The 23440-nt window shown below is 73.6% G+C and carries 16 protein-coding genes; 9 read left to right on the top strand and 7 right to left on the bottom strand.

Going from position 1 to position 23440, the window contains the following annotated elements:
• Positions 1–1290 (bottom strand): ABC transporter substrate-binding protein, encoded by a 1290-nt coding sequence (locus ACR807_RS20640; RefSeq protein WP_438922998.1) that lies wholly within the window; start codon positions 1288–1290, stop codon positions 1–3.
• 179 nt (positions 1291–1469) lie between these two features.
• Here ACR807_RS20640 and ACR807_RS20635 point away from each other — a divergent pair, with 179 nt between their 5' ends.
• The 7 genes from ACR807_RS20635 to ACR807_RS20605 all read left to right on the top strand — a co-directional run bounded on the left by ACR807_RS20635 (position 1470) and on the right by ACR807_RS20605 (position 11498).
• Positions 1470–3722, top strand: a complete 2253-nt coding sequence (locus ACR807_RS20635) for a rhamnogalacturonan lyase (protein ID WP_438922997.1) — start codon at positions 1470–1472, stop codon at positions 3720–3722.
• Between the two features lie 98 nt (positions 3723–3820).
• Positions 3821–4843 (top strand): hypothetical protein, encoded by a 1023-nt coding sequence (locus tag ACR807_RS20630; RefSeq protein ID WP_438922996.1) that lies wholly within the window; start codon positions 3821–3823, stop codon positions 4841–4843.
• 21 nt (positions 4844–4864) lie between these two features.
• Positions 4865–5557 (top strand): carbon-nitrogen hydrolase family protein, encoded by a 693-nt coding sequence (locus tag ACR807_RS20625; RefSeq protein ID WP_438922995.1) that lies wholly within the window; start codon positions 4865–4867, stop codon positions 5555–5557.
• A 37-nt stretch (positions 5558–5594) separates the two neighbouring features.
• Entirely contained in the window at positions 5595–8174 is a 2580-nt protein-coding gene (locus tag ACR807_RS20620) for a hypothetical protein (RefSeq protein ID WP_438922994.1), read from the top strand.
• Complete coding sequence (locus ACR807_RS20615; protein ID WP_438922993.1) at positions 8171–8596, top strand: hypothetical protein; 426 nt, start codon at positions 8171–8173, stop codon at positions 8594–8596. Before ACR807_RS20620 ends, ACR807_RS20615 begins: the two co-directional genes overlap by 4 nt.
• A complete protein-coding gene (locus ACR807_RS20610; RefSeq protein WP_438922992.1) occupies positions 8593–10506 on the top strand; it encodes a hypothetical protein in 1914 nt (637 codons plus the stop codon). The genes ACR807_RS20615 and ACR807_RS20610 overlap by 4 nt, the downstream gene beginning before the upstream one ends.
• Before the next feature lie 122 nt (positions 10507–10628).
• Positions 10629–11498: a DUF4231 domain-containing protein gene (locus ACR807_RS20605; RefSeq protein ID WP_438922991.1), complete on the top strand. Its 870-nt coding sequence runs from the start codon at positions 10629–10631 to the stop codon at positions 11496–11498.
• Here the strand turns inward: ACR807_RS20605 and ACR807_RS20600 are convergent.
• Positions 11449–12477 (bottom strand): alpha/beta fold hydrolase, encoded by a 1029-nt coding sequence (locus ACR807_RS20600; RefSeq protein ID WP_438922990.1) that lies wholly within the window; start codon positions 12475–12477, stop codon positions 11449–11451. The two genes, ACR807_RS20605 and ACR807_RS20600, sit on opposite strands and share 50 nt — an antisense overlap.
• 126 nt (positions 12478–12603) lie before the next feature.
• Between ACR807_RS20600 and ACR807_RS20595 the strand changes: the two genes are divergently transcribed.
• Both ACR807_RS20595 and ACR807_RS20590 read left to right on the top strand, forming a co-directional pair.
• Positions 12604–13554 (top strand): helix-turn-helix transcriptional regulator, encoded by a 951-nt coding sequence (locus ACR807_RS20595; protein ID WP_438922989.1) that lies wholly within the window; start codon positions 12604–12606, stop codon positions 13552–13554.
• A gap of 131 nt (positions 13555–13685) precedes the next feature.
• Entirely contained in the window at positions 13686–14456 is a 771-nt protein-coding gene (locus tag ACR807_RS20590; protein WP_438922988.1) for an SDR family NAD(P)-dependent oxidoreductase, read from the top strand.
• Between the two features lie 45 nt (positions 14457–14501).
• On the opposite strand, the gene ACR807_RS20585 is transcribed toward ACR807_RS20590, so the two are convergent.
• The 5 genes from ACR807_RS20585 to ACR807_RS20565 are packed head-to-tail and all read right to left on the bottom strand — an operon-like array spanning position 14502 to position 22667.
• Positions 14502–15887 carry an amino acid adenylation domain-containing protein gene (locus ACR807_RS20585; RefSeq protein ID WP_438922987.1) on the bottom strand — a complete coding sequence of 462 codons (1386 nt, stop codon included), beginning with the start codon at positions 15885–15887 and terminating at the stop codon, positions 14502–14504.
• Positions 15884–17215: an MATE family efflux transporter gene (locus ACR807_RS20580; RefSeq protein ID WP_438922986.1), complete on the bottom strand. Its 1332-nt coding sequence runs from the start codon at positions 17213–17215 to the stop codon at positions 15884–15886. The genes ACR807_RS20585 and ACR807_RS20580 overlap by 4 nt, the downstream gene beginning before the upstream one ends.
• Positions 17215–20796, bottom strand: coding sequence for a type I polyketide synthase (locus ACR807_RS20575; RefSeq protein WP_438922985.1), 3582 nt, complete (start codon positions 20794–20796; stop codon positions 17215–17217). Before ACR807_RS20575 ends, ACR807_RS20580 begins: the two co-directional genes overlap by 1 nt.
• Before the next feature lie 13 nt (positions 20797–20809).
• On the bottom strand, positions 20810–21634 hold the full coding sequence (locus ACR807_RS20570; RefSeq protein WP_438922984.1) for an ACP S-malonyltransferase: 825 nt from the start codon (positions 21632–21634) through the stop codon (positions 20810–20812).
• A gap of 10 nt (positions 21635–21644) precedes the next feature.
• A complete protein-coding gene (locus tag ACR807_RS20565; protein ID WP_438922983.1) occupies positions 21645–22667 on the bottom strand; it encodes a hypothetical protein in 1023 nt (340 codons plus the stop codon).
• Positions 22668–23440: the final 773 nt, after the last annotated feature.

The following is a 23440-nucleotide window of genomic DNA, read 5'->3' as shown; positions in this document are numbered from 1 at the left end:
TCAGGACCCCAGGGACTGCTCGGCGTCCTGGACGACCCGCTCCGCGGCGTCGGCGACGCCCACCCGGTTGAAGATGACGTCGTCGTAGGTGCGCTGGAAGTCGCGCTTGACGGCGGAGGAGCCGGTGGGCCAGGCGCCGAACGCCGGGCCGATCTTGTCCTGCTGGGCGGCCTCGTAGTCGCAGACGGCCTTGCTGCCGCCGGTCGCGTCGGCGCAGACCCGCGCGCGGACCTCCTCGTTCGGCGGCACGCCGCGCGAGGCGCCGAGCAGAGCGCCCGCCTCGGGGTCGTTGAGCAGGAAGTCGAGCAGCTTCACCGCGGCGTCCTTGTTCTTCGAGCGCTGTGAGACCGCGAAGGACACCGGCGGCAGCGCGGCCATGCCGCTCTCCTCGGCGTCGCTGGGCAGCGGGGCGAGCGCGAGGTCGTCGCCGAACGCGCCGAAGTAGCCGGTGACGCTGGAGTCGTAGCCGATCTCGGAGGCGGTCTGCTTGGTGACGATGCCGGAGTTCTGCACCGAGCCGTCCATCTTGGTGGTCACCTCGGCGGCGGAGACGCCCTTGCCGGGCCGCATCGCGCCGATCAGCTCCCAGTACTCGGCCAGGTCGCCGGCGGTGAAGCCGAGCTTGCCGTCGGGGGTGTAGAGCGACTTGTCGTGCTGGTGCAGCCACACCTCGAACCAGTCGATGGCCCAGCCGAAGTCGGTGGTGCCCGACACGGCCCCGGCCGCGCCGATCTTGTTCATGGCCTCGGTGAACCCCGCCCAGGTCCACTTCTCGCCGGGCGCGCTCGGGGCGGTCACGCCCGCGGCCGTGAACAGCGACGGGACGTAGATCAGCATCTGCGTGGTGGCGCCCGCGGCGACGGCGTACTGCTTGCCGTCGACCTTGCCGCCCTCCAGCAGGTTGGCCGGGATCTTGTCGACCTTGAGCGCGCCGCCGACGTGCGGGCCGAGGTCGGCCAGCACGTTGCGGCCCGCGTACTCGCCGATGGTGGCCCGGTCGAGCTGGAGCAGGTCGGGTCCGGCGCCGCCGGCGACCTGGGTGGAGAGCTTCTGGAAGTACGCGTCGTAGCCGCTGTACTCGGTCTCGACCTTGATGCCGGGGTTCTCCGCCTGGAACGCGTCGACCGCCGCCTTGGTGACCTTGGCGCGGTCCTCGTTGCCCCACCAGACGAACCGCAGGGTGACCGGGCCGTCGCCGGAGCCACCGCCGCCGCACCCGGACAGCACGGCGGTCAGCGACACCAGCGACACCAGCAGGCCGGCCGCGCCGCGGCGAGACACTCGTCCCATCGCCCTCACCTTTCGGTTTGAATCGGTTCAAACAACCTAGGTGAGCCACGTCACGGCGTCAAGGATAGCGCTTTCCAGCCCAAGTGGACGGACAGTTTCCCTTGCTATTCCTGTTGAAACGGTTCATCGTGTGGCACCGTCACGCACCTCGCGCACCGTCGCGCCCCTGGAGGCCGCCGATGACCCGCGTCCGACCCCTGCTCGCCGCCCTCGCGGCCCTCGCGCTCGTCCTGCCCGCTCCCCCGGCCCTGGCGTCCGGCGGCGGTCCCCGCCTGGAGCGGCTCGACCGCGGCCTGGTGGCCGCGCGCACCGACGACGGGGTGTTCCTCAGCTGGCGGCTGCTGCGCCACGAGGTCACCGGGCACACCGCCACCGGCCTGGCCGGCCCGGCGTTCGCCGTGTACCGCGACGGCCGCCGGGTGGCCACCGTCACCGACAGCACGAACTACCTCGACCCGGCGCCGGGCGCGGAGTACCGCGTGGCGCCGGTGGTGCGGGGTCGCGAAGGCACGCGCAGCCGACCGGTCGCGCCGTGGGCGGGCGGCTCGTACGACCTGCCGCTGCGCAGACCGGCGGACGGCGTCACCCCGACCGGCGAGGCGTACACCTACTCGGCCAACGACGTGAGCGTGGGCGACGTGGACGGCGACGGCTCGTACGAGTACGTGGTCAAGTGGGACCCGTCGAACTCGAAGGACGTCTCGCAGGTCGGCTACACGGGCCCCACCTACCTCGACACCTACCGGTTCGACGGCACCCTGCTGCACCGCGTCGACCTGGGCGTGAACATCCGCTCGGGGGCGCACTACACGCAGTTCCCCGTGTACGACTTCGACGGCGACGGCCGCGCGGAGATGATGGTCAAGACCGCGCCGGGCACGAACGTCACCCGCTACGACCGGCACGGGAACGCGGTGTCGCGGCGGTACGTGACGATGCCCCGCGAGGACGTCCGGGCGGGCTACGCGCACACCGACGACCACCGGCTCAGCGCGGCGGGCTACTACGAGCACCTGGTGCGGCTGTTCCGCGGCTGGCACGCGCACCCGGAGGTGGTGGCCGGGCGGTGGCCCGCGACGCTGGAGCGGGCGTTCGGCGTCGAGCCCCGCTACGCCTACCCGCTGTCGGACGCCGACGCCCGCGCGCTGGTCGACCACTTCGTGGACGTCTACGCGCCGGGTCGCAGCGCGCGCAACAACCTGCGGGCGTTCGCCGGGTTCGTGCTCGACGGACCCGAGTACCTGACCGTCCTGGACGGCGCGACCGGCCGCGAGCTGCAGACCGTGCGCTACGAGCCGGGGCGGCACGACGACGGGCTCATGTGGGGCGACTACGCGATGCCGCGCATCGAGCCGGGCAACCGCGTCGACCGGTTCCTGGCCGGGGTCGCTCACCTCGACGGCAAGCACCCGTCGGCGGTCTTCGCCCGCGGCTACTACACGCGCTCCACGCTGGTCGCCTACCGGTGGACCGGTCGCGAGCTGCGGCGGGACTGGCTCGTCGACAGCGGGTGGGTGCCGATGGCGAACCCGTTCGACGACTCGCCGCACGGCCGGGACGGGACCTCGCCGACGCACGGCTCGCTGGCCACGCAGGGCGCGCACTCGCTGAGCGTGGCGGACGTGGACGGCGACGGGAAGCAGGAGGTCGTCTACGGCGCCTCGACGATCGACCACGACGGGTCGCTGCTCTACAGCTCGTCGGGCGTGCTGCCGCCGGGCAGCGCGAACCCGGGCGCGACGGCGCGGCTGGGCCACGGCGACGCGCTGCACGTCACCGACGTGGACCCGGCGCGACCGGGCCTGGAGATCTACATGGTGCACGAGGGCGGCACGTCCGCGCCGTACGGCTACTCGCTGCGCGACGCGGCGACCGGCCGGGTGCTCCACGGCGCGTACACCGGGGTCGACACCGGGCGCGGCATGGTCGGCGACGTGCTGCCGGACGAGCCGGGCCTGGAGACGTGGGCGTCGGCGCCGGGCGGGGCGAACGCGGTCGGCCTGTGGTCGGCGGACGGGCGGCGGCTGTCGGCCTCGATCCCCGGCACGAACCAGAGCATCCGGTGGGCGGCCGACCTGACCACGCAGGTCGTCGCGGGGGCGGGCGAGGTGACGCCGACGGTGGAGGACTGGCGGCGCGGCACGCTGCTGACCGCCGCGGGGACCCGGGCCAACAACGGCACCAAGGGCAACCCGTCGCTGGTCGCCGACGTGTTCGGCGACTGGCGGGAGGAGCTGGTGGTGCGCACCGCCGACAGCGGCGCGCTGCGGTTCCACCTCAGCGCGGAGGTGACGGCGCACAAGCTCTACACGCTGATGCACGACCCGCAGTACCGGGTGGAGGTGGCGCGGCAGCAGACGACCTACAACCAGCCCTCGTACCCGTCGTTCCACCTGGGTTCGGGCGTGGACTGGTCGCGCGTGCCGCGGTGAGACCCGAAGTGCCCGGCGGCGGCGCACCCGGTCCGGCGCGCGACCGCTGCCAGACTCGCCTCTCGATGTTGGTTCTTCACCGGGGAAAGGACTTCTTCGTGGTGAAACGACGAACGGGGCGGCTGCTGGCGGCGGTCGCGCTCGGCGCGGCGCTGGTGTCGCTGCCGACCGGCCAGGCGGGCGCGACAGGTGCGGCGGGCGCGGTGGCCTGCACGTGGCAGAAGACGCTGTGGGAGCTGCCCGAGGGCGCCGAGGCCGGCGAGATCACGGGCTACGACGGCGGCCGGTACGCGGTGGGCAACACCGGGCTCGACTTCTTCTGGGGCGACGGCCTCGTCGACCCCCGGGCGACGCTGTGGGACAACGGCGAGGTGGTGATGCGGGGTGCCGGCCAGGTGCCCTACTTCAGCGACGTGAACGCGTCCGGGCTGGTGGTCGGCAACATGTACGTCGGCCAGCGGTTCCACGCCGTCACCGTCGCCCACGACGGCACCATGACCGACCTGCCGGCCAACCCGGCGTGGACGGGTTCGTGGGCCTCGCACGTCAACAACAGGGGCGACGTCATCGGGTGGGGCACCGTCGGCGCGGCGAAGAGCACGCTGGTGGTGTGGCCGGGGGACGCGCCGGGCACCTACCGCGAGGTGACCATGCCGGACGCCCACGGCATCTCCCTCGTCGACATCGACGAGCAGGGGCGCGTCGTCGTCGGCGTCTCCCCGGGCGGCAGCTACGTGATCAGCCCCGACGGCCGGTGGACGAAGCTCGCCGCGCCCGGCGTCGACGGCGTCGCAGTCCCGCGCGACATCCGCGACGGCCGCGTCGTCGGCAGGCTCGACATCGCCCCGAACTACGGCGGCGCCGTGGCCGAGTGGGACGTGCGGGGCTCGGTCGTCCGCACCTTCGGCAGGCCCGCCGTCGAGGGGATCTCCCTCGGTGGCAACGGCACGATCGCCGGCTACGGCTTCGTGGGCTCGTCGCAGCGCGTGATGCTCTGGCGCGACGGGGTGCTCGTGGCCCAGCCCATCGCGGCCCGCTTCGCGCTGACCGGGCTGAGCGACGACGAGCGCACGATCGTCGGCGTCGAGGCGGACCGGCCCGCGCACTACCGCTGCTCCTGACCTGCCGCGTAGGGTCGGGCCGTGATCACCGTCGCCGTCGCCCAGCCGCGCTGCACCCCCCGTGACGTGGCCGCCAACGCGGTGGCCCACGCCGAGGCGGTGCGCGCGGCCGGGGCGGGGGTGGTGGTGTTCCCGGAGCTGTCGCTGACCGGCTACCACTTCGACGCGCCGGTGACGCCGTTCGACGCCCTCGGGCCGCTGGTGGACGCGTGCGCGGAGACCGGCGCGGTGGCGTTCGCGGGCGCGCCGGTCCCCGGGCCGTCCATCGGCGTGCTGGAGGTGACCGGCGCGGGCGTGCGGGTGGTGTACCGGAAGGTGTGGCTGGGCGGGGACGAGCCGGCGCACTACGTGCCCGGTGACGGTCCCGCGGTGGTGGAGGTGGGCGGCGTGCGGCTGGGACTGGCCGTGTGCAAGGACGTCCGCGTGCCCGAGCACGCCGCCGCCACCGCCGCCCTGGGCGTGGACGTGTACGCGGCGGGCGTGCTGGAGCACGAGGCGGACGGGCCGTCGGTGCGCGAGCGCGCGCGGCGGATCGCCGAGTCGCACGGCGTGTGGGTGGCGCTGGCGAGCTTCGCCGGCTCGACCGGCGAGGGCTTCGACCGCGCGGCGGGCCGTTCCGGCGTGTGGTCGCCCTCGGGCGCGCTGGTCGCGGTGGCGGGCGCCGGGACCGGGGAGTTCGCGCGCGCGGAGATCACCCCCGTCAAGGCGCATTAATGCGCCCTGCCCTCGCGTGAGCGGTGCTATCAAGTGGGTGGCTCCGCGCGAGGGCGACTTCCGCGGCGACGACCACGGAGGAGGGCACCCCGCGCGCATGTCGGTGGCACTGGTGTTCGTCCACGGGATCCTCTCCGACCGCGGGGTGTGGTCCGACTTCGATCGCCTGGTCGCCGCCGACCCGGCGCTGACCGGGGTGGACGTGCTGCACTTCGAGTACTTCAGCCCGAAGGCCGCACCGCTTCCCGCTCAGCGCATCCCCGACATCGACGACTGCGCCAAGAAGCTCGGCACCTTCCTGGAGCTGCGGACCGGGCGCCACTCCTCGATCGCGCTGGTGTCGCACAGCCAGGGAGGCCTCATCGTGCAGCGCTACCTGGTCTCGGTGCTCGAGCGCGGCCGCGGCGAGGACCTGGCGCGCATCGGGCACGTGGTGATGTTCGCCTGCCCGAACAACGGCTCGGAGTTCGTCAAGTCGCTTCGCCGGGTGCTGGGCGCGGCACTGGACAACCCGCAGGAACGCAGTCTGCGGGTCCTGGACAAGCAGGTCACCAAGACGCAGTCGATCGTGCTGAACCGGATCGTCAACGCCAGGTCGAAGGGGCCGGCGGAGTACCCCGTGCCGGTGGACGTCTACGCGGGCGAGAAGGACAACGTGGTCCTGCCGCAGTCCGCGTTGAGCTACTTCCCGGAAGGTCACGTCATCTCCGGTGACCACTCGTCCGTAGTGCGCCCGGAGACCTCCGACAGCGATGCGTACGTCGCGCTGAGGCGGCACGTGCTGCCGCTGCTCGACGAGGTCCCGGCGATCCCGCCCCCGGACCCGTGGCGCACCCTCGGGGTCCGCCGGACGGGCACGCCCCGGACGGTGCTGATCGACGCGGTGCGACGCTCCCTCGACGCCGGCGACCGGCTGGTGGTGCTGTTCGGCCTGCCGCGCTCGGGCAAGACGACGGTGCTGTGCGACGCGGTGACCGGCCTGACCGGCTGGGCGTCGGTGTCCGCGCACCGCGCGGACGGGCTCGACGCGGAGCAGGCCGCCCGGATCGTGGACGAGGTCCGCGCGGCCCCCGCACCGCGCCTGGTCGTGCTGGACGGCATCGCGCCGGGGACATCCGCCGACGACCTCGCCGAGGCGCTCTCCCTCGAACCCGACACCGCCGTGGTGGCGACCTCGTCGGCCCACCCCGGTCCGGCTTCGCCCGCCCGGACGATCGCCGTGCGCCCGCTGGACGCGGACGAGGTGCGCGCGATCATCGCTCACGAGTCCGGGGGCGGGCACGAGCCCGTGGACGGCGACCGGCTGGTCGGGTTCATCCCCGGTCCGGTGGCGGCGCTGCCCGGGTCTCTGCGCGCGTTCGTCGCCGAAAGCCTGCGCACTCCCGTGCGGCTGCTGGTCGCCCAGCCACTGCCGGAGGCGGTGCTCCGGGAGATCCGACCGGTGGCCGCCCTCGTCGCGGGCACGGACCCCGGCGACCGGCGGGTGCTCGCGAGCTTCGTCGCCACCGCGGGGGTGCCTCTGTCCGGGTTGCTCGACGCCGGCCTGGTCGTCCCTTCCGTCGCGGCACCGGCCCTGCGCAGGCTGAACGACCTCGCACTGGTGGCCCAGGGCCAGGTCGTGGTGGAGGTGCCTGCGGTGGTGGTCTCGGTACTGCCCGCCGAGGACCTCCGCGCCGCCTTCGCCGACCTTGCCGCGGCCGTCCGCGCCGCCGCGGGACCGGCGGACGGCGTGCTCGGGCGCGATCTGGCGGCCGCGTTGCCGGTGCTCGCCCGCAACGCCCTGGAGCACGGCGAGTTCGCCGAACTGGAGGCGATCCTGCGTGACGGTCTGGCCGACCGGGTCAACCGCCAGGGGCACTGGCCGGACTACCTCGCCGTGACCCGAGTGCTGATCGACGCGCTGGACGCGCAGGGCGACCACGCGGGCGGTGTCGCCCTGCGGTGCCGGCTCGTCCGCAAGGTCGCGCAGCAGGGCGACCTGGAACTCGCGGGCGCGCTGCTGCACGAGGCGGAGCAGCGGGTCGGCGAGCACGGCTCGGCGAAGACCCGGGCCGAACTGCACTCGCACCGCGCGTTCCTGGCCCTCCGCCAGGGCGACTCCGCGTACGCCGAGCGCGAGGCGCGGCGAAGCGTCGAGCTGTACGCCGAACAGCAGGACGAGCACGGGCAGTTCGTGGGGCTGAAGCTGCTCGGCAACATCCACCTGCGGCTCGGTGAGCACGAGGTCGCCGCCGAGCACTTCCGGTCCGCGCTCGACCGCGCGACGCCGGCCGACGCGCCGCAGCGGCTGGAGGCCGAGATCAACCTCGCGCTGTGCGACATGGAATCAGGGCGTCCGGAACAGGCGGCCGCTCGACTGGACGCCCTGATCAACCGGATGTGGGCGGGCACCGACACCGAACTCCCGCGCGCACTGCACCTGCGGGCACTGCTCGCCGAAGAGGCCGGGTTCCCCGCGCAGGCCCTGCACCTGGTCCGCCGCGCCGCGGCGGAGTGGGCCCGCGACCCGGCGGTGCGGGAGGCGGTCGCGCGCACGCTGTGGCGGATGGAGCGCTTCGGCGCGGGACACTCGAAGTGGACGGCACCGGGTCCGGTGCCGGGTTCGGAGATCACGTGAGCACGGTCGATCGCGAGCAGGTGCTCTACACGTTCCGGAAGGCCCAGGTCCCCCAGCGGTACCTGGACTTCTTCGAGCGGTGCGCCCCGGAGGGGTTGACCGCGCCCACGCTGGACGCGCTCGGGCGGTACGTCAAGCACACCTCGCGGCGCAGCGCGAAGGACGAGACCGTGTCCGATCCCGCGGAATCGGACCCGGGTCGGGAGCTGCTCTCCGGCTGGGAGGCCGACGGCGGCACCACCGCGGATCTGATGAAGTTCATCGCGGTGGTCGAGTACACCGTGCGGGCCGTCTACCGGGGCCCCGGCCCCGGGATCGCGGAGCTGACGGCCTTCTGGTCCACCGGCGGGCACGACCTCTCCGAACTGGGCGACTTCCTGCCGCAGACGGACAAGGAAGTGATAACGGACCTCTCCGGATGAACGAGGACGCCCAGTTCGTGAACGGGGACGCCCGGCTCGCCGACCTGCTCCGACACGCGCGGGACCACGTTCCCCACTACCAGCGCGCCCTGCGCGGAGCGCGGATCACCGACGCCACCGCACCGGACGTACTGCGTGGCCTCCCCCTGTTGCCCCGGGCCGAGGTGCGCGCGGCACATGCCCGCCTGTGGTCCGCCGAAGGCGACACCACGACGTGGCGGCGCAGCCGCACCAGCGGCACGAGCGGCCTGCCCGTCGAGGTGCTCGTGGACCAACGGGCGCAGGAGTTCGAGAGGGCCGTGCTGGGCAGGCGGGTCTCGGTCCTCGCGCCGGACGCGCGCGACCCGGACCTCGCCGTCTTCCACCTCACCCTGCACGCGAGCGCGACCACGCGGAGCCTGGCGTACCCGGGTCGGGTGCCGGGTCGCCTGGTGAAGTGGAACCTCAGCCGCGCGTGGCGGTTGCCCGAGGCCCGCTTCGCGGAGTGCGTGCGCGAGGTGCGGGGGCAGGTCGTGACGGGTATGCCGTGGGTGCTGTCCGCGATCGCCGATCGCGTCGGGTCGTCCGCACCGCTGGGCGCGGCGCTCGTGGTGATGTCCGGTGAGACCGTGGACGAGGCGGTGCGGGAGCGCGTGAGCGCCGCGTTCGGTTGCCCCGCGACCGCCATGTACGTGACCGCGGAGGTCGGGATCGCCGGGGTGCTGTGCGAGGCCGCACCGGTCTACCACGCCGCCGAGGGCGTGGCGGTGGAACTGGTGGACGACCGGGGCGACCCCGCAGAGGAGGGCGCGGTGGTGCTGACCTCTACCGTGAACCGGGCGATGCCGCTGCTGCGGTACGTGGTCGGCGACCGGGCGCGGTGGGTTGACGGCGCCTGTTCGTGCGGTGAGGCGGGTCGGCGCTTCCGGCTGGACGGCGCTCGCGTCACCCGCGTGGTCGCGACGGGTGGGACGGGGCGGCGCACCACGACGCTCGACTTCACCAAGCTGCTCACCCACCTCGACCTGGTGGGCGTGGACGTCGCACAGGACGACGACGGTGTCGTGGAGGTGCGCCACGACACCGGGTCACCGGTACCCACGACCGCCGCGACGATGATCGCGGCCGCAGCACGCGGCATGCTCGGACCGGCGACCCGGGTGGTGGTGCGGGCCCGACCACCGGTCCCGGACGGTCCGGGGGCACTGGACCCGCTGGTCGCGCTGGGTCCACCCGCGCTCGAACCCGGGGAGGTGGCCGACTGGGCGCGCACCAGGCTGGCCGACGAAGCCGGGGTTCGAGCCGCGGTGCTGACCGGGTCGTTCCTGTCCGCGGAGACGTTCACCAGGCACAGCGACATCGATCTGGTGGTGCTCGTGACCGACGACAGCCCCCGTTGGGTGCACCTGGCCCGCTCGATGCACCGGCACGTCGCCGGGCTGAGGGTCAACGTCGACACTGCCGCGGCGCTGTCCGGTGCGCCGCTCCTGCGGGCCAGGCTCCTGTCCGAGCGCCTCCCCGTGCTGGGCGACCTGGAGGACTGCGGCGTGGTGTTCCCCGCGCGCCGGGAACTGCTGGCGGCCGCAGGACCGTGGTTCCAGGAAGTGAGAGCGGTGCTGTGGACGCAGCTCACCGCGGCGTCCCCGCACGCCGATCCGGTGTGGGTCGCCTGGCTGGTGGCGCGCACCGTGCTGAACGCGCTGCGCTACCACCACCTCGTGCGCGGGGGGACCACCACGGAAGCAGGAGCGGTCCTCGACGCCGCCGAACTGGACGGCGTGCCCGGCGTGCGCGAGGCGCGGGCGACCCTCGACGTGGCCGCAGAACGCCGACCGCCCTTGCCGGTGGAGTGGGGCGGCGGTGAGGCCGCCCTCCTGGGCGGGCTGCGGATGCTGGGCTGGGTGCGTTCGAGCCTGCCCGCGGTGCCGTGACGCGCTCTTTCGTGTTGCGGTTCGTCGTGGCGGGCGGGAGCGGTGCGGTGGGATGATCGTCGGGTCGGGGTGCGCGCCGTCGTGGGGGCGGCGGTCGTGCCCGGCTCGGCGACGGGGGACGGATGACCGATGCGGACCTGCCCGGTTTCTACCGCGACGCGGACGGGGCGGCCACGGTGGGCCGGGACCGCACGTTGCGGTGGAACCGGCTGCGGCTGGTGGGGGCCGTCCTCGCGGCGCTCGGGGGCGCGCTGAGCTGGAAGCTCGGGGCGGTGCAGGTGTGGGCGGTCGTGGCGGTGCTGGGGTTCGCGCTGGCGCTGCTCGTCGAGGTCGTGCTGGCGTTCACCCACCCGGAGGAGGACTGGTACCGGGGGCGGGCGGTCGCGGAGGGGGTCAAGACGCTGGCGTGGCGGTTCGCCGTGGCGGGTGACCCGTTCCCGCTCGACCTGGACGCGCGGGCGGCGCGGACGGCGCTCCGGTCGCGCGTCCGGGAGGTGCTGGCGCGGGGGCGGGACCGGGTGGCGCTGGCGGCGGACGACCCGTACACCACCGAGCGCATGGTGGAGCTGCGCGGGTTGCCGTTCGAGCAGCGGCGGGCCGCCTACCGGCAGCACCGGGTGCGGGAGCAGAAGTCCTGGTACACGGCCAGGGCACGGGACAACGCCCGGCTCGCGCTGCGCTGGCGGGTGGGGTTGATCGTCGGGGAGCTGGTCGCGCTGGGCCTGGCCGGCTGCCGCGCGCTGGGGCTGTGGGAGCTGGACCTGTCGGGCGTGCTGGCGGCGGCGGTGGCGGCCGGGGCGGCGTGGATGGGGCTCAGGCGGCACTCGGCGCTGGCGGCGACGTACGCGGCGGCGGCGCGGGAGCTGGCGATGGTGGACGACGAGCTGCGCGACGTGGACGAGGACGGGTGGGCCGCGGCGGTGGCCTCCGCCGAGGAGGCGGTCAACCGCGAGCACGCGCTGTGGCTGGCTTCCCGGCCCGCGGAATCCTGACACCCATCGGGTCCTGCCGCCCACCGGGCACGCCGCGGGCGGCAGCCCGCCGGTCCAGCCACTCCAGGATCGCCCGGTTCGTCTCGTCCGGCTTCTCCTGCTGGATCCAGTGGCCGCAGTCCAGGCCGACCACTTCCGCGTCGGGCACGAACTCCGTCAGTCGTTCGGACCTCAGGACCGCGTCACGGTCGCCGTAGACCATGAGCGCGGGCTGCCGGACGACCGGGTCCACGTCGGCCAGCAGGCGCCAGTTGCGGTCGAGGTTGCGGTACCAGTTGATGCTGCTCGTGAAGCCTGTCGACTCGAAGGCGGAGACGAAGACGGCCAGTTCGAGGTCGCTCATGACGGGCTCGCCGAGGGGCGTCTCCGCCCTGGCGAGGTTGATCATCGCCATACCCGGCTGAGGCGGTGTCGGGGGCTGGTTCTTCCGGAACATGTTGCGCAGGAACCGGGCCGTGTGCTCGTCGAGCACGGCGTCTGCGACGCCCGGCCGCCGGTTGAAGTGGACGAAGTAGAAGTCGGCGCCGAGCACGGCCTCCATGGACTCGATCCAGGGCACCTCTCCGCGCTCTTGGTAGGGCAGGCTCAGCGCCACCACGCCGTTCACCCGGTCCGGGTGCAGCAGGGTCAGGCCCCAGACGACGAACGCGCCCCAGTCGTGGCCGACGAAGGTGGCGTCCTCGTAGCCGTAGTGGTCGAGGAGGGCGACGAGGTCGCCCGACAGGTGCTCGATGTCGTAATCCGTCACTTCGGCAGGACGGGACGAGTTGCCGTAGCCCCGCTGGTTGGGGACGATGACGTGGTAGCCCGCCGCGGTCAGGGCCGGCACCTGGTGGCGCCAGGAAAAAGCGTGCTCCGGCCAGCCGTGACAGAGCACGATGGGCCTTCCCGCGTTCTCCCGTCCCGCTTCGAAGACCTCCAGTTCCACACCGTTGACGGGCACGAGGGCGGGTTCGGGAAAGACGGTCGGATCGAACATCGCACTTCCTCTCTGTCGTTCGGGGCATCGGCGTCGGCGCGGCTGACGGCCGATGCGGTCGTGTCGCCATCGTGCCGACCGAAACAGGTCACCCCATGACCGGTTTCCCGTGGGAGTGTTGGCGCTGTGCGAGCCGACCGGCTGATGGCCCTCCTCCTGCTGCTGCAACAGCGCGAGCAGCTCACGGCGGCGGCCGTCGCCCGGGAGCTGGAGGTCTCCGAGCGCACCGCCCGCCGTGACTTCGACGCCCTGGCCATGGCCGGCGTGCCCGTCTACTCCACACGGGGCCGGGGCGGCGGCTGGCGCCTCGTGGGCGGCGCCCGCACCGACCTGTCCGGGCTGACCGCGAGCGAGGCCCGCGCCCTGTTCCTGGTCGCCGGCCCGGCCTCGGCTGCGACGCCGGCCGTGAAAGCGGCGCTGCGCAAGCTCGTCCGCGCCCTGCCGGAGCCCTTCCGGGTGCAGGCCGAGGCGGCGGCGTCGTCGCTGGTCGTGGACCCGCGACGGTGGGGGTCGGGCCGGGTCGAGCACCGGCCGCCGCCCCGCTTCCTCGACGAGCTCCAGGACGCGGTGATCCGCGGCGTCCAGGTGCGGCTCGGCTACGTCGACGGCAACGGCGCCGAGACCGAGAGGACCACCCACCCGCTGGGCATCGTCGCCAAAGGCCCGTGGTGGTACCTCGTCTGCAACACCGACGCCGGCCGGCGGACCTTCCGGGTCGACCGCGTGTCGTCCGCCGACCCGACCGGTGATCCCGTGCAGCGACCCGACGACTTCGACCTCGCCGAGAGCTGGCGCGAGATCGCCGACGAGGTCGAACGCAGGCGGACGCCCCTGGAGATCCGGGCGACCTGCGCACCCGACGGGATGGCGCGGCTCCGGATGGTGCTCGGCGACCGGCTCGAGGTCGGAGGTCCCGCGCCCGACGGCCGCATCGAGGTCGTGATCCGCGGCTACAACGAGTACGCGCTCGCCGGCGAGCTCGCCGGGCTGGTCGAATGGCTCGAGGTGACCGGCCCCGGGGGTGTGCGGGACCACTTGGCCTCGATCGGCACCGCACTCGTCGAACGGTACGGCTGAGACCTGCCCGTCGCTGATCTCCTGCGGCGCGTTCGGCAGGTGGGGTCGGAGCGGGGCGACGCCTGCGCCCGCCACAGCCTGCGTCCGCCACAGCCGGCACCCGCCGCCGGACAGGCCATAGGGTGGTCCGGGTGGACGTGGCGGTGGTGACCGGGGCGGCGCGCGGGTTCGGGTTCGAGGTCGCGCGGCGGCTGCGGGGACGCGGGTACGAGGTGGTGCTGACCGACGTCGACGGGTCCGTGGTCGAGGTCGCGGCGTCGATCGGCGGGCACGGGGTGGTGTCGGACGTGCGCGACCCGGCCGCGCACCGGGCCGTCGCCGGGGTGGCCGCCGGGATCGGGCGGTTGGCGCTGTGGGTGAACAACGCCGGCGTGCTGGTCACCGGGGACGCGTGGGAGCACGGTGACGACGCCGTGCGGCGGCTGGTCGAGGTGAACCTGCTCGGGGTGGTGCACGGCAGCCTGGTCGCGGTGGAGGCGATGCGGGCCACCGGCGGCACGGTGCTCAACATCGCGTCGATGTCGGCCTACGGGCCGGTGCCGGGGTTGGCGCTGTACGCGGCGACGAAGGCCGGCGTGCTGAACTTCGGCCTGGGGCTCCAGGGCGACCTGCGGCGGGCCGGGGTGCCGATCAGGGTGCTGACCTGCTGCCCGGACGTGGCGGACACGGCGATGGTGCGCGAGGTCCGGCCGGACCCCGGCTCGGCGATCCTGTTCGCGAACGTCTCGCTGCTGTCGGCGTCGCGGGTGGCGGACGCGGCGGTGTCGATGCTCGACGGCCGGCGGCTGGTGCGGGCGGTGCCGCCGTGGCGGGCGGGGGTGGCGCGGGCGGGCGCGGTGCTGCCGTCGGTCGGCCTGCGGGCGTTGGAGCTGATGCGCCGGTGGGGCGAGCGCAGGCGGTGACGGGGCGCGGGGGGCGGCCGGCGGTACCGCTCCCCCGCGCCCTGGTCAGCGGTCCACCCTCCCGGCCTGCTCGGCGAACAGCTCCCCGATCCGCTCCAGCGGCACGTCGTGCTCGGCCAGTTCCACCGCGACCCGTTCGAAGGCCAGCAGGAACCCGCCGATCTCCGGGCGCGGCAGCACCGCGGTGTCCGCCATGAGCCCGAGCCGCATCCGCTCCGGCGTGCCCCGCACGTCGAGGTAGAGGAGCATGTTCTCGGCGTCGGAGGTGGCGGGCCAGGTCAGCTCGGTCGCGCCGGGGTCGGGGCGGGCCGTGCCGCGCGGCCGGGGCAGGGTGGACCACATGTCGTTGAACTGGGTGCCCGGTTCGAGGACGCCGCCCCACGCGCGGACGACCTGGGCCGCCGCCCGGTTGTCGTAGCGGGCGTGGGCGCGGGCGTCGGACATGGTCCGCGCGGCACGTCCCAGCAGGTCGGCGAAGGAGTCCGCGCGCAGGTCGGCCACGGTGTGCACCACCTGGTTCAGCGTGGTGACGCTGCCCATCAGCTCGGGGGTGGCGCGGTTGCCCTGCATGACGTCCAGCCGGTGCAGCGGTCCGGGGCAGGCGCAGCGGACCAGCGCGGTGGTGACGGCCAGCAGGAGCACCGACGTGGTGACGCGGTACCGGCGGGCCGCGGCGCGCACGGCCACCGGCAGGACGTCGGACTCCAGGTCGGCGCCCACGTACCGGGGGGACCCGGGGTCGGCGCGGGCCGGGGTGGCGGGCGGCATCCGGTCCAGCGCGGCCCGCAGGTGCCGCAGCGCGTCCACGCCGAGCAGCTGGCCGTCGGGCGAGCGCTCGGCGAGCGCGATGTCGACCGGTTGCAGCGCCGGGCGCGGCGGGGGTGGCGGGACGCCGTCGACGCGGGCCTGGAGCAGGGCGGTCAGCTCGGCGGCCAGCAGGTCGGTGGCGGTGTGGTCGGCGGCGAGGTGCGAGAAGACGATCACGACCAGCACCGGGATGCCCTCGTGCAGCGCGACGGACAGCCTGATCGGCAGTTCGCGGTCGTGGTCGAACGGGGTGGCGCTGCCGCGCCGCCAGCAGGTGGCCACGACGTCGCTGAACTCGACCGGGTCGTCGGCGGGCCGGTCGTGCACGGTCACCGGCAGCGTGCCCGAGCCCAGCACCTCCTGGGTGACCTCGCCGTTGGGGCTGGTGCGGAAGTGGGTGCGCAGCGACTCGTGCCGCAGCACGAGTTCGCCGAGCACGTCGAGCACGTCGCCGACCTCCAGCAGGAGCGGCACGGGCAGCCACTTGGTGAGGAAGAAGAACGGCTTGATCTCGGGCAGCCACCCGTGGATGCCGTCCCAGGTGCCCTGCTGCCCCCAGGTCACGGGGCCGGTGCGGGCCCGGCCGCCGTGGAACTCGACCCGGGCGGCGCTCTCGGTGATCACGTCGGCACCACCTCGGGGGTCCGGTCGAACAGGACGCGGCGCAGGCACAGCACCGAGTAGGTCAGGCCGGCCGTCCAGCCCGCGACGACCGCCCACATCACCGCCTCGATGCCGAACACGCCGTTGAGCAGGTAGGCGAACGGGATCTGCACGACGACGAACGCGATGACGGTGCAGACCAGCGGCGCGGTGGTGCGGCGCGAGCCGTTGAGGTGCCCGTGCAGCACCACCATGACCGTGTAGAGGGCGAAGAACGGGAAGATGATCAGCAGGTAGCGCTCGGTCAGGTCGCGGGTGGCCGGGTCGTCGGTGAACACGGCGGCGATGGGGCCGCGGGCGAGCAGCACGGCCGCGGACACGACGGCGGTGAGCGCGACGGTCAGGCCGAGGGTCTGGAGCAGCCCCTGCCGGGCCCGCGCCGGGTCGTGCGCGCCGAGGTTCTGCGCGGTGAACGCGGTGACGGCGCCGGAGAGGTCCAGGAACAGCATCGCGGTGAACTGCTCGATCCGGGACACGACGGTGAACGCGGCGAGCACGACCGGCCCGAACGCCTGGATGATCCAGACCAGCACCATGATCCCCAGGGCGAGGATGATGTGCTGGCTGGCCAGCGGGAACCCGAGCCGCACGGCGTCGCGCAGCTCCCGCGCCACGGCGGGCCGGTCCCCCGTGCGGGGCACCGGGTAGGCGCGGCGGGCGTGCAGCAGGCCGACGACGAGCGCGGCGGTGGCGGCGATCGCCGTGGCCAGGGCCGCGCCGCCGACGCCCATCCCGAGCCCGGCGACGAACAGCATCACCAGCACGGCGTTGGCGATGCTGCCGAAGCCCGCCACCCACATCGCGGCCCGCGAGTCGCCCAGGCCGCGCAGGTAGGCGCTGACCGCGGCGGACCCGAAGAGGCCGGGGAAGCCCAGCGACAGCACGCCGATGAACTCCGCGCAGGCGTCGGCGAGCGGGCCGTGGATGCCCATGAGCCCGAGCACGGGCCGGGCGAGGACGGTGGCCAGCACGACGCAGCCCACCGACCACACGGCGGTGAGCAGGGCCAGCGAGAGCACGACGCCGCGCCGCTCGCCGTCCTGCTGCGCGCCGCGCAGGTGCGCGAGCCGGATGGTGAACGCCGTGCCCAGGCCGATGAACATGGCGTTGAGCAGGTAGAACAGCGGCCCGGCCGCGCCGACGGCGGCCAGGCCCTCCACGCCGACGTAGTGGCCGACGACGATGCTGTCGACCAGCACGTAGCCCTGCTGGAGCAGGTTGGCGGCGGTGAGGGGCAGCGCGAAGCCGAGGACGCGGCGCAGCGGCGGCCCGGTGGTCAGGTCGGTCATCAGGCGACTTCCGTGGCGGCGAAGTCGGCGAGGTCCTCGACGTGGTAGGCGATCTCGGCGATGGTGCGGTCGGCGAGCAGGTCGGCCACGTCGTAGCTCACGCCGTGGCAGACGGCGATGGTGCCGGCGACCGTGGCGGCCATGATGGAGTCGCCGCCGAGGTCGAAGAAGTCGGCCTCCACGTCGAGGGTCTCGTAGCCGAACGCCAGCGCGAGGCACTGGGCGACGGTGCGCTCGGTGTCGCTGTAGTCGCCGCCGGGGCGGCCCTCCAGCTCGACGGACACGGCGGCGACGGTGGCGCGGGTCTTCTCCGACGCCTTGAGCAGCCGCTGCTCCAGCGCCTGCATCTCCTTCTCCACCTTGACCTCGATGTCGGGCGACAGGGCGACGTCGTAGGAGCGCAGCAGGTGGATCAGCTCGCCGCGGTAGTTCAGCTCGCCCGCGAACAGCCGGGAGCGGTCCGAGCGCAGGCCCGCGTCGAGCACGGACAGGCCGACCTTGGTGGGCAGCGCCTTGAACATGGTGTCGCCGTTGGTGCCGAAGTCGACGGCCATGCCGATCTCCTTCCAGGCGACCCAGTCGAGCGCGATGACGTGCGTCGGCCCGCCGGCGCGGTGCCGGGCGAGGTTGTCCAGGTAGTAGTTGGCGGCGGCGTAGTCGGCCTGGCCGGGCGCGGGGAAGACGGAGGCCACCGAGGAGAAGTGGGCGATGAAGTCCGGCCGGTCGTCGGCGGTGAGCTGGTCGAGCACGAACGCGGCGTGCAGCTTGGCGCGCACGACGCGGTCGAAGTCCTCGGTCCGGCGGAACATCACGGTGCTGCCGCCGGGCAGGCCGGCGGCGTGCACGATGCCGTCGACCCGGCCGTGGTCGCGGCGCAGGGCGGTGACGGCCCCGGCGAGGGAGTCGGGGTCGCCCGCGTCGGCGGCGAGGACGACGACGGTGGCGCCGAGGGCTTCGAGCTCGCGCACGGCCTCGACGCGCTTGGCGGCGGCGGAGCCGGTGGGCACGGCGGTGAGGTCGTCCCACCGCTCGCGCGGCGGCACGCCGGAGCGGCTGAGCAGGGCGAGCGTCACGCCGGGTCGGGCGGTGGCGAAGTCCTTCGCCACGGCGAGGCCGAGCGCGCCGGTGCCGCCGGTGATCAGGTAGGTGCCGTCCGGCTTGAGGTAGTCGCGGGCCTCGGTCCCGGTCACCTCGGGGACCTCGACGAACACCTCGCGCAGCCGCTTGTCGCCGCGCAGCAGGAACACGCCGTACTGCTCGGTGAGGACCTCGGCGCGCAGCGCGGCGGGCGGCACGGCCGGGTCGACGTCGACGTGCTTGACCTTGATGTAGGGGTACTCGCGGCCGACGACCTTGCCGAAGCCGACCAGCGCGGCGTTCTCCACCACGGCCGGGTCGCCGTCGGCGGCGCACACCGCGCCCCTGGTCAGCACCGCGAGGTCGACCTTGACGCCCGCCGCCATGAGCGCCTTGGTGAGCAGGAACAGGCTGTCGAGGTTCTTGGCGGTGCGCCGCTGCACCTCGGCGACGTCGGTCGCCGGGGCGTCCTCGAAGGCCAGGGCGTGCACGAGGTGCGTGACGCCGTCGCCGACGACGCGGGCGACCTGCTCGTGGGCTGCGGGGTCGGTCGGGTCGAACGGCGTGCCGGGGTCGACGTCCTCGCCGATCCGCAGGAAGCGCACGTCGCCCAGGCCGGCGGCGGTCAGCACCGCCTCGGCGTCGGTGTCCGGGTCGACCAGGGCCAGCACGGTGGCGGGCCGCGCGGCGGGCGGCGCCGGCGTGGTCTCCTGGAACTCCACGTCGTGCGTCACGGGGTGGCGCTCGTCGGTGGTGGCGATGTTCATGTTCTCGCGCCAGGTGTCGGGGAACTGCACCCAGGCGAGGGTCTCGTCGAAGGCGTAGGACGGCAGGCGCACGATCCGCGGTCGCCGGTCGCCGAGCAGGGAGCGCCAGTCGACGACGCCGCCGCGCAGGAACGCCCGGCCCTGGTCGCCCAGCGGCCCGTCGGGCAGCGGCGCGGGGCGTTCGGCGAGCAGTTCGACCAGCTTGTGCCGCAGGTCGGCGGCGTCGGTGGTGGTGACGGCGACGCGGTGCCGGTGGCTGCCGCGCGAGACCTGCGAGGTGTGGCAGACGTCGGCGATGTCGACGCCGTCCAGGCCGCCGGCGTCGATGAACCGGACGTGGCGCTCGACCGTGCGGACCAGGGACTTGATCGTGGCGGCGCTGAGGGTGAACAGGTGCTCGCCGGCGGAGGCGGGCCGGTCGTCGACGGCGGTGAACTCCTCCACGACGACGTGCGCGTTGGCGCCGCCCAGGCCGAAGGCGCTCACGCCGGCGCGGCGCGGCCCGTCGGGCTCCCACGGGGCCAGCTCGGTCGGCACGTAGAGCGGGCCGGAGGCGAAGTCGAGCTTCGGGTTGGGGGTGCCGAAGTTCGCCTGCGGCGGGATTGCCTTGTTGCGCAGCACGGCGATGGCCTTGATCAGGCCGATCACGCCGGAGCCCTCGAACAGGTGGCCGACGTTGGCCTTGACCGTGCCGACGGCGCAGAAACCGCGGTCGGCGGTGTGCTTGGCGAACGCCCGCTTCATGCCCTCGTGCTCGATGGGGTCGCCGACGCGGGTGGCGGTGCCGTGCGCCTCGAAGTAGCCGATGGTGCGCGGGTCGACGCCCGCGTTGTCCCAGGCGGCCAGCAGCAGGTCGGCCTGCGAGTCGGAGTCGGGGTTGGTGATGCCCTCGGTGTTGCCGTCGTGGTTGACGGCGCTGCCCTTGATCACCGCGTACACCTGGTCGCCGTCGGCGAGGGCCTGGTCCAGGCGCTTGAGCACGACCGCGCCGGAGCCCTCGCCGAAGCCGGTGCCGTCGGCGGCCTCGTCGAAGGTGCGGGTGACGCCGTCGGAGGACTCGATGCCGATGTTGGAGTGGCGGTGCTTGACCGGGGCGAACACGATGCGCGCGCCGCCGACGACGGCCATGTCGCAGTCGCCGACCAGCAGGGCGTTCTTGGCCTGGTGCACGGCGACGAGGGTGGCCGAGCAGGCGGTGTCGACGACCATGCTGGGGCCGCGCAGGTCCAGGTGGTGCGACAGCCGGTTGGCCAGCATCACCGGGATGTTGCCGGTGATGGCCTGCTGCCCGACCGACGGGTCGACGCGGCTGATGTAGTCGAGGTAGGTGGAGCCGGGGTTGACGGCGAAGCCGACGAACACGCCGGTGCGGCTGCCGCGCAGCCGGTCCAGCGAGTAGCCCGCGTCCTCGAACGCCAGGTACATGGCGCGCAGCACCATGCGGTGGTGCGGGTCGGTGAGCGTGGCCTGGCGGGGGTTCATGCCGAACGCGGCGTGGTCGAAGTGGTCGACGACGTCGAGGAAGTAGCCGTTGTGGTAGTCGATGTCCGGCTCGTCGAGCGGGTCGATGCTGGTGGCGCGCTGGTAGCGGATGTACTCGGCGAGCTTCTCCGCGCGGTCGGGCGGGAACGGGCGGCTGGTGCTGGTGCCGGTGCTGATCAGCTGCCAGAAGGAGTCGAGGTCGGTGGCGCCGGGGACGTCCACCGAGAGGCCGACCACCGCGATGTCCTGGTTCATGGGTGTTTTCCCCTCAGTGGATCTTGTTGACGAGCGAGGTGAGCGTCTGGCCGTGGACCTCGTCGAAGTCGGTGACGCCGGCCGCGCGCAGGGTCTTGACGGCGGCCACCCACTCGACGGGCGCGGACAGCTGGCGGGCGAGCAGGTCGGGGCCGTCGAACAGGCCGCCGGTGACGCTGGAGACGACCGGGGTGGTGGCGGGCCGGAAGTCGAACTCGGCGAGCACGGCCCGGAACTCGGCCTCGGCGGGCGCCATCAGCGGGGTGTGGAACGGGCCGCTGACGTTGATCGGCACGACGCGGGAGCCCGGCAGCGCGGCGATGGCCTTGCCCGCGACGGCCAGCTCGGCGCGGTCGCCCGCGATGGTGGTCTGGGTGTCGGCGTTGAGGTTCGCGACGAACACCTTGGTCAGGCCGGTCTCGACCAGCGCCCGGCGGACGAACGCGGCGGGCACGCCCTGCACGGCGGACATGCCGCCGCCGGTGATGCCCGACATCAGCTCGGCGCGCCGCTTGACCAGCCGCAACCCGTCGGCGAGGTCGAGCACGCCCGCGGCGACCAGCGCGTTGTACTCGCCGAGGCTGTGGCCGGCGAAGTAGGCGTGGCCGGGGTGCTCGGCGGTGCGCTCGACGCCCAGCAGGGCGTTGACGAAGAACACCGCGGGCTGGGCGTAGCGGGTGTCGCGCAGCCGGCGCTCGGGGTCGCGCAGGCACAGCTCCTCGATGGAGTACCCGAGGATGTCGTCGGCGAGGGCGGTGGCCTCGGGGTGGCGGGAGAACAGCTCCGCGCCCATCCCCTTGCGCTGCACGCCCTGGCCCGGGAAGAGAAGGCACTGCACGGCGGTTCTCCTATCCAACTCGGCGGGGTGGTCGGACCGATTCGAAGCGCACCCGCGTGCGCAGGGACTCGCGGGTGAAGCGGCGGGCGCCCGCGCCGGGCCCGCAGTCGAGGATCCGGGTCACCTCGGCGTCGGCCACGGCGTGGCCGGCGGCGGGTGCCCAGTCGATGGGGCGGACGAAGACCTGCCGGAGGTACTCGTCCACGAGGTCGTCGGCGTGCTGGAGGTTGCGCGGCCCGTCGGCGGCGTAGACCGGGATCGCGAGCCGGTCGGGGGTGGGCCACGGGCCGGTGAAGTCGGCGTCGGCGCGCACCCGGTCCACCACGGGCGCCAGGGCCGGGGTGTGGAAGGGGATCGTGTTGGGCAGGAACGCCCAGGTCACGCCGGGGCGTTCGAACTCGGGGCGGGCCGCGCGCAGGGCGAGCAGCGCGGCGGTGGGTCCGCTGAGGACGTGCGCGGTGGGCGCGTTGAGCAGGCCGAGCGTGACGGTGGTGGCGGGTGCGCCGGCTGTGTCGGCTGTGTCGGCTGTGTCGGCTGTGCCGGTCAGCAGGTCGTCGAGCTCCTCGCGGGACATGCCGGTGACCGACGCCATGGGGCCGGGCGCGGCGCCCCTGCTTCCCCGGTAGGCGGCGACGAGGGCCGGGTCCGGCTCGGGGTCGGGCGCGACCTGGTGGGCGCGGACGAGGCTGACCACGACGAGCCTGACCGAGGCGGCGACCAGGTCCAGGAACTCGTCGAGCCGGGTGGGCCGCAGTCCCGCGACGACGGCGGCCTGCAGGCCGATGCTGTGGCCGAGCGCGGCGACGACGCCGTCCGCCGGGCCCCACGCGGCCGGCTGGAGGTGGCAGAGCTGGTGCACGTGGACGCACGCGCCGGCCGCCGTGGAGTCCAGGGCGGGCGGGTCGACGCCGTCGAGCCATTTCTCCAGCGGCAGCCCGCCGGGCAGCGCGACCGGTCCGAGGTATTCGGCGGCGGCGTCCAGCGCGTACTGCACCGCGGTGAAGAACGCGGTGTTCTCGGGACGTGCGCGCAACGTTCGCAGGGTTGTTATCAAAGTGTCGTTGTTCCCACCGAGACCGTCGAACAGCAATAGGGAGCGCATGGCACCTCGACCCGTTCCGGGCAGCAGGGGACGGACCGGGTTCGACCCCGCGTGCGGGGCCGACACCTGGTCAGATGTGTTAACAGGAGGTCAATGGGTAATTGCTCGGATGCGACGGACCGATAGGCCACACCTATGGGGCCGGGGTCTCCATTCGCCTTTTTGATGACGGGCCCGCAGCCCGTTCCGGTGTTCTCCTCGGTCGATCGTCGTGTTTCCGAACGCGGCGTTACGCTAATCGCGAGGAGTGTTCACGACAATTGTCCGCCCAGTGACCGAAGACATGTCCGGAACCGAACCACCCGGCTCGGTCGGAACAGCGGAAGTCCCTCACCTGCGCAATCGGGGCCGTCCCGTACCGGTACCGCTTGTCCGCAGACCTGCGGGGCGGGTACGGGAGCACGTAGCGCGCCCCTCGCCCGCCTCCGGGCTCCCGAACGCAGAACTCGGGGGTCCTGAACGCAGGACTCACGCGTCGCGAGCGTCGGACTCTCGGGTCCTGAGCGTTGGACTCTCGGGTCGCCGACGCATGACTCGCCCGGGTCGACCCACCGCTCGCCGGCGAGTCATGCGCTCGTGACGCGCGAGTCATGCGTTGGGGACGGGTGAGTCGTGCGCTCGTGGCGGGTGGGTCGTGCGGTGGGGACGCCGCTGGTCCGGGCCGGTGCGGAGGGTGCCGCAGCGGAGGGTGGAGTGGCGGTGGG

Source organism: Saccharothrix sabaoui, from assembly GCF_051756985.1.
Lineage (GTDB): Bacteria > Actinomycetota > Actinomycetes > Mycobacteriales > Pseudonocardiaceae > Actinosynnema.
This window is presented reverse-complemented; position numbering and strand designations above follow the sequence as displayed.

What these genes read in the sequence shown, in the direction of transcription:
- ACR807_RS20600 (WP_438922990.1), bottom strand. Translation starts at nt 12,477, where the DNA reads ATGTTCGATCCGACCGTCTTTCCCGAACCCGCCCTCGTGCCCGTCAAC.
- ACR807_RS20575 (WP_438922985.1), bottom strand. Translation starts at nt 20,796, where the DNA reads ATGAACCAGGACATCGCGGTGGTCGGCCTCTCGGTGGACGTCCCCGGC.
- ACR807_RS20640 (WP_438922998.1), bottom strand. Translation starts at nt 1,290, where the DNA reads ATGGGACGAGTGTCTCGCCGCGGCGCGGCCGGCCTGCTGGTGTCGCTG.
- ACR807_RS20635 (WP_438922997.1), top strand. Translation starts at nt 1,470, where the DNA reads ATGACCCGCGTCCGACCCCTGCTCGCCGCCCTCGCGGCCCTCGCGCTC.
- ACR807_RS20610 (WP_438922992.1), top strand. Translation starts at nt 8,593, where the DNA reads ATGAACGAGGACGCCCAGTTCGTGAACGGGGACGCCCGGCTCGCCGAC.
- ACR807_RS20580 (WP_438922986.1), bottom strand. Translation starts at nt 17,215, where the DNA reads ATGACCGACCTGACCACCGGGCCGCCGCTGCGCCGCGTCCTCGGCTTC.
- ACR807_RS20605 (WP_438922991.1), top strand. Translation starts at nt 10,629, where the DNA reads ATGACCGATGCGGACCTGCCCGGTTTCTACCGCGACGCGGACGGGGCG.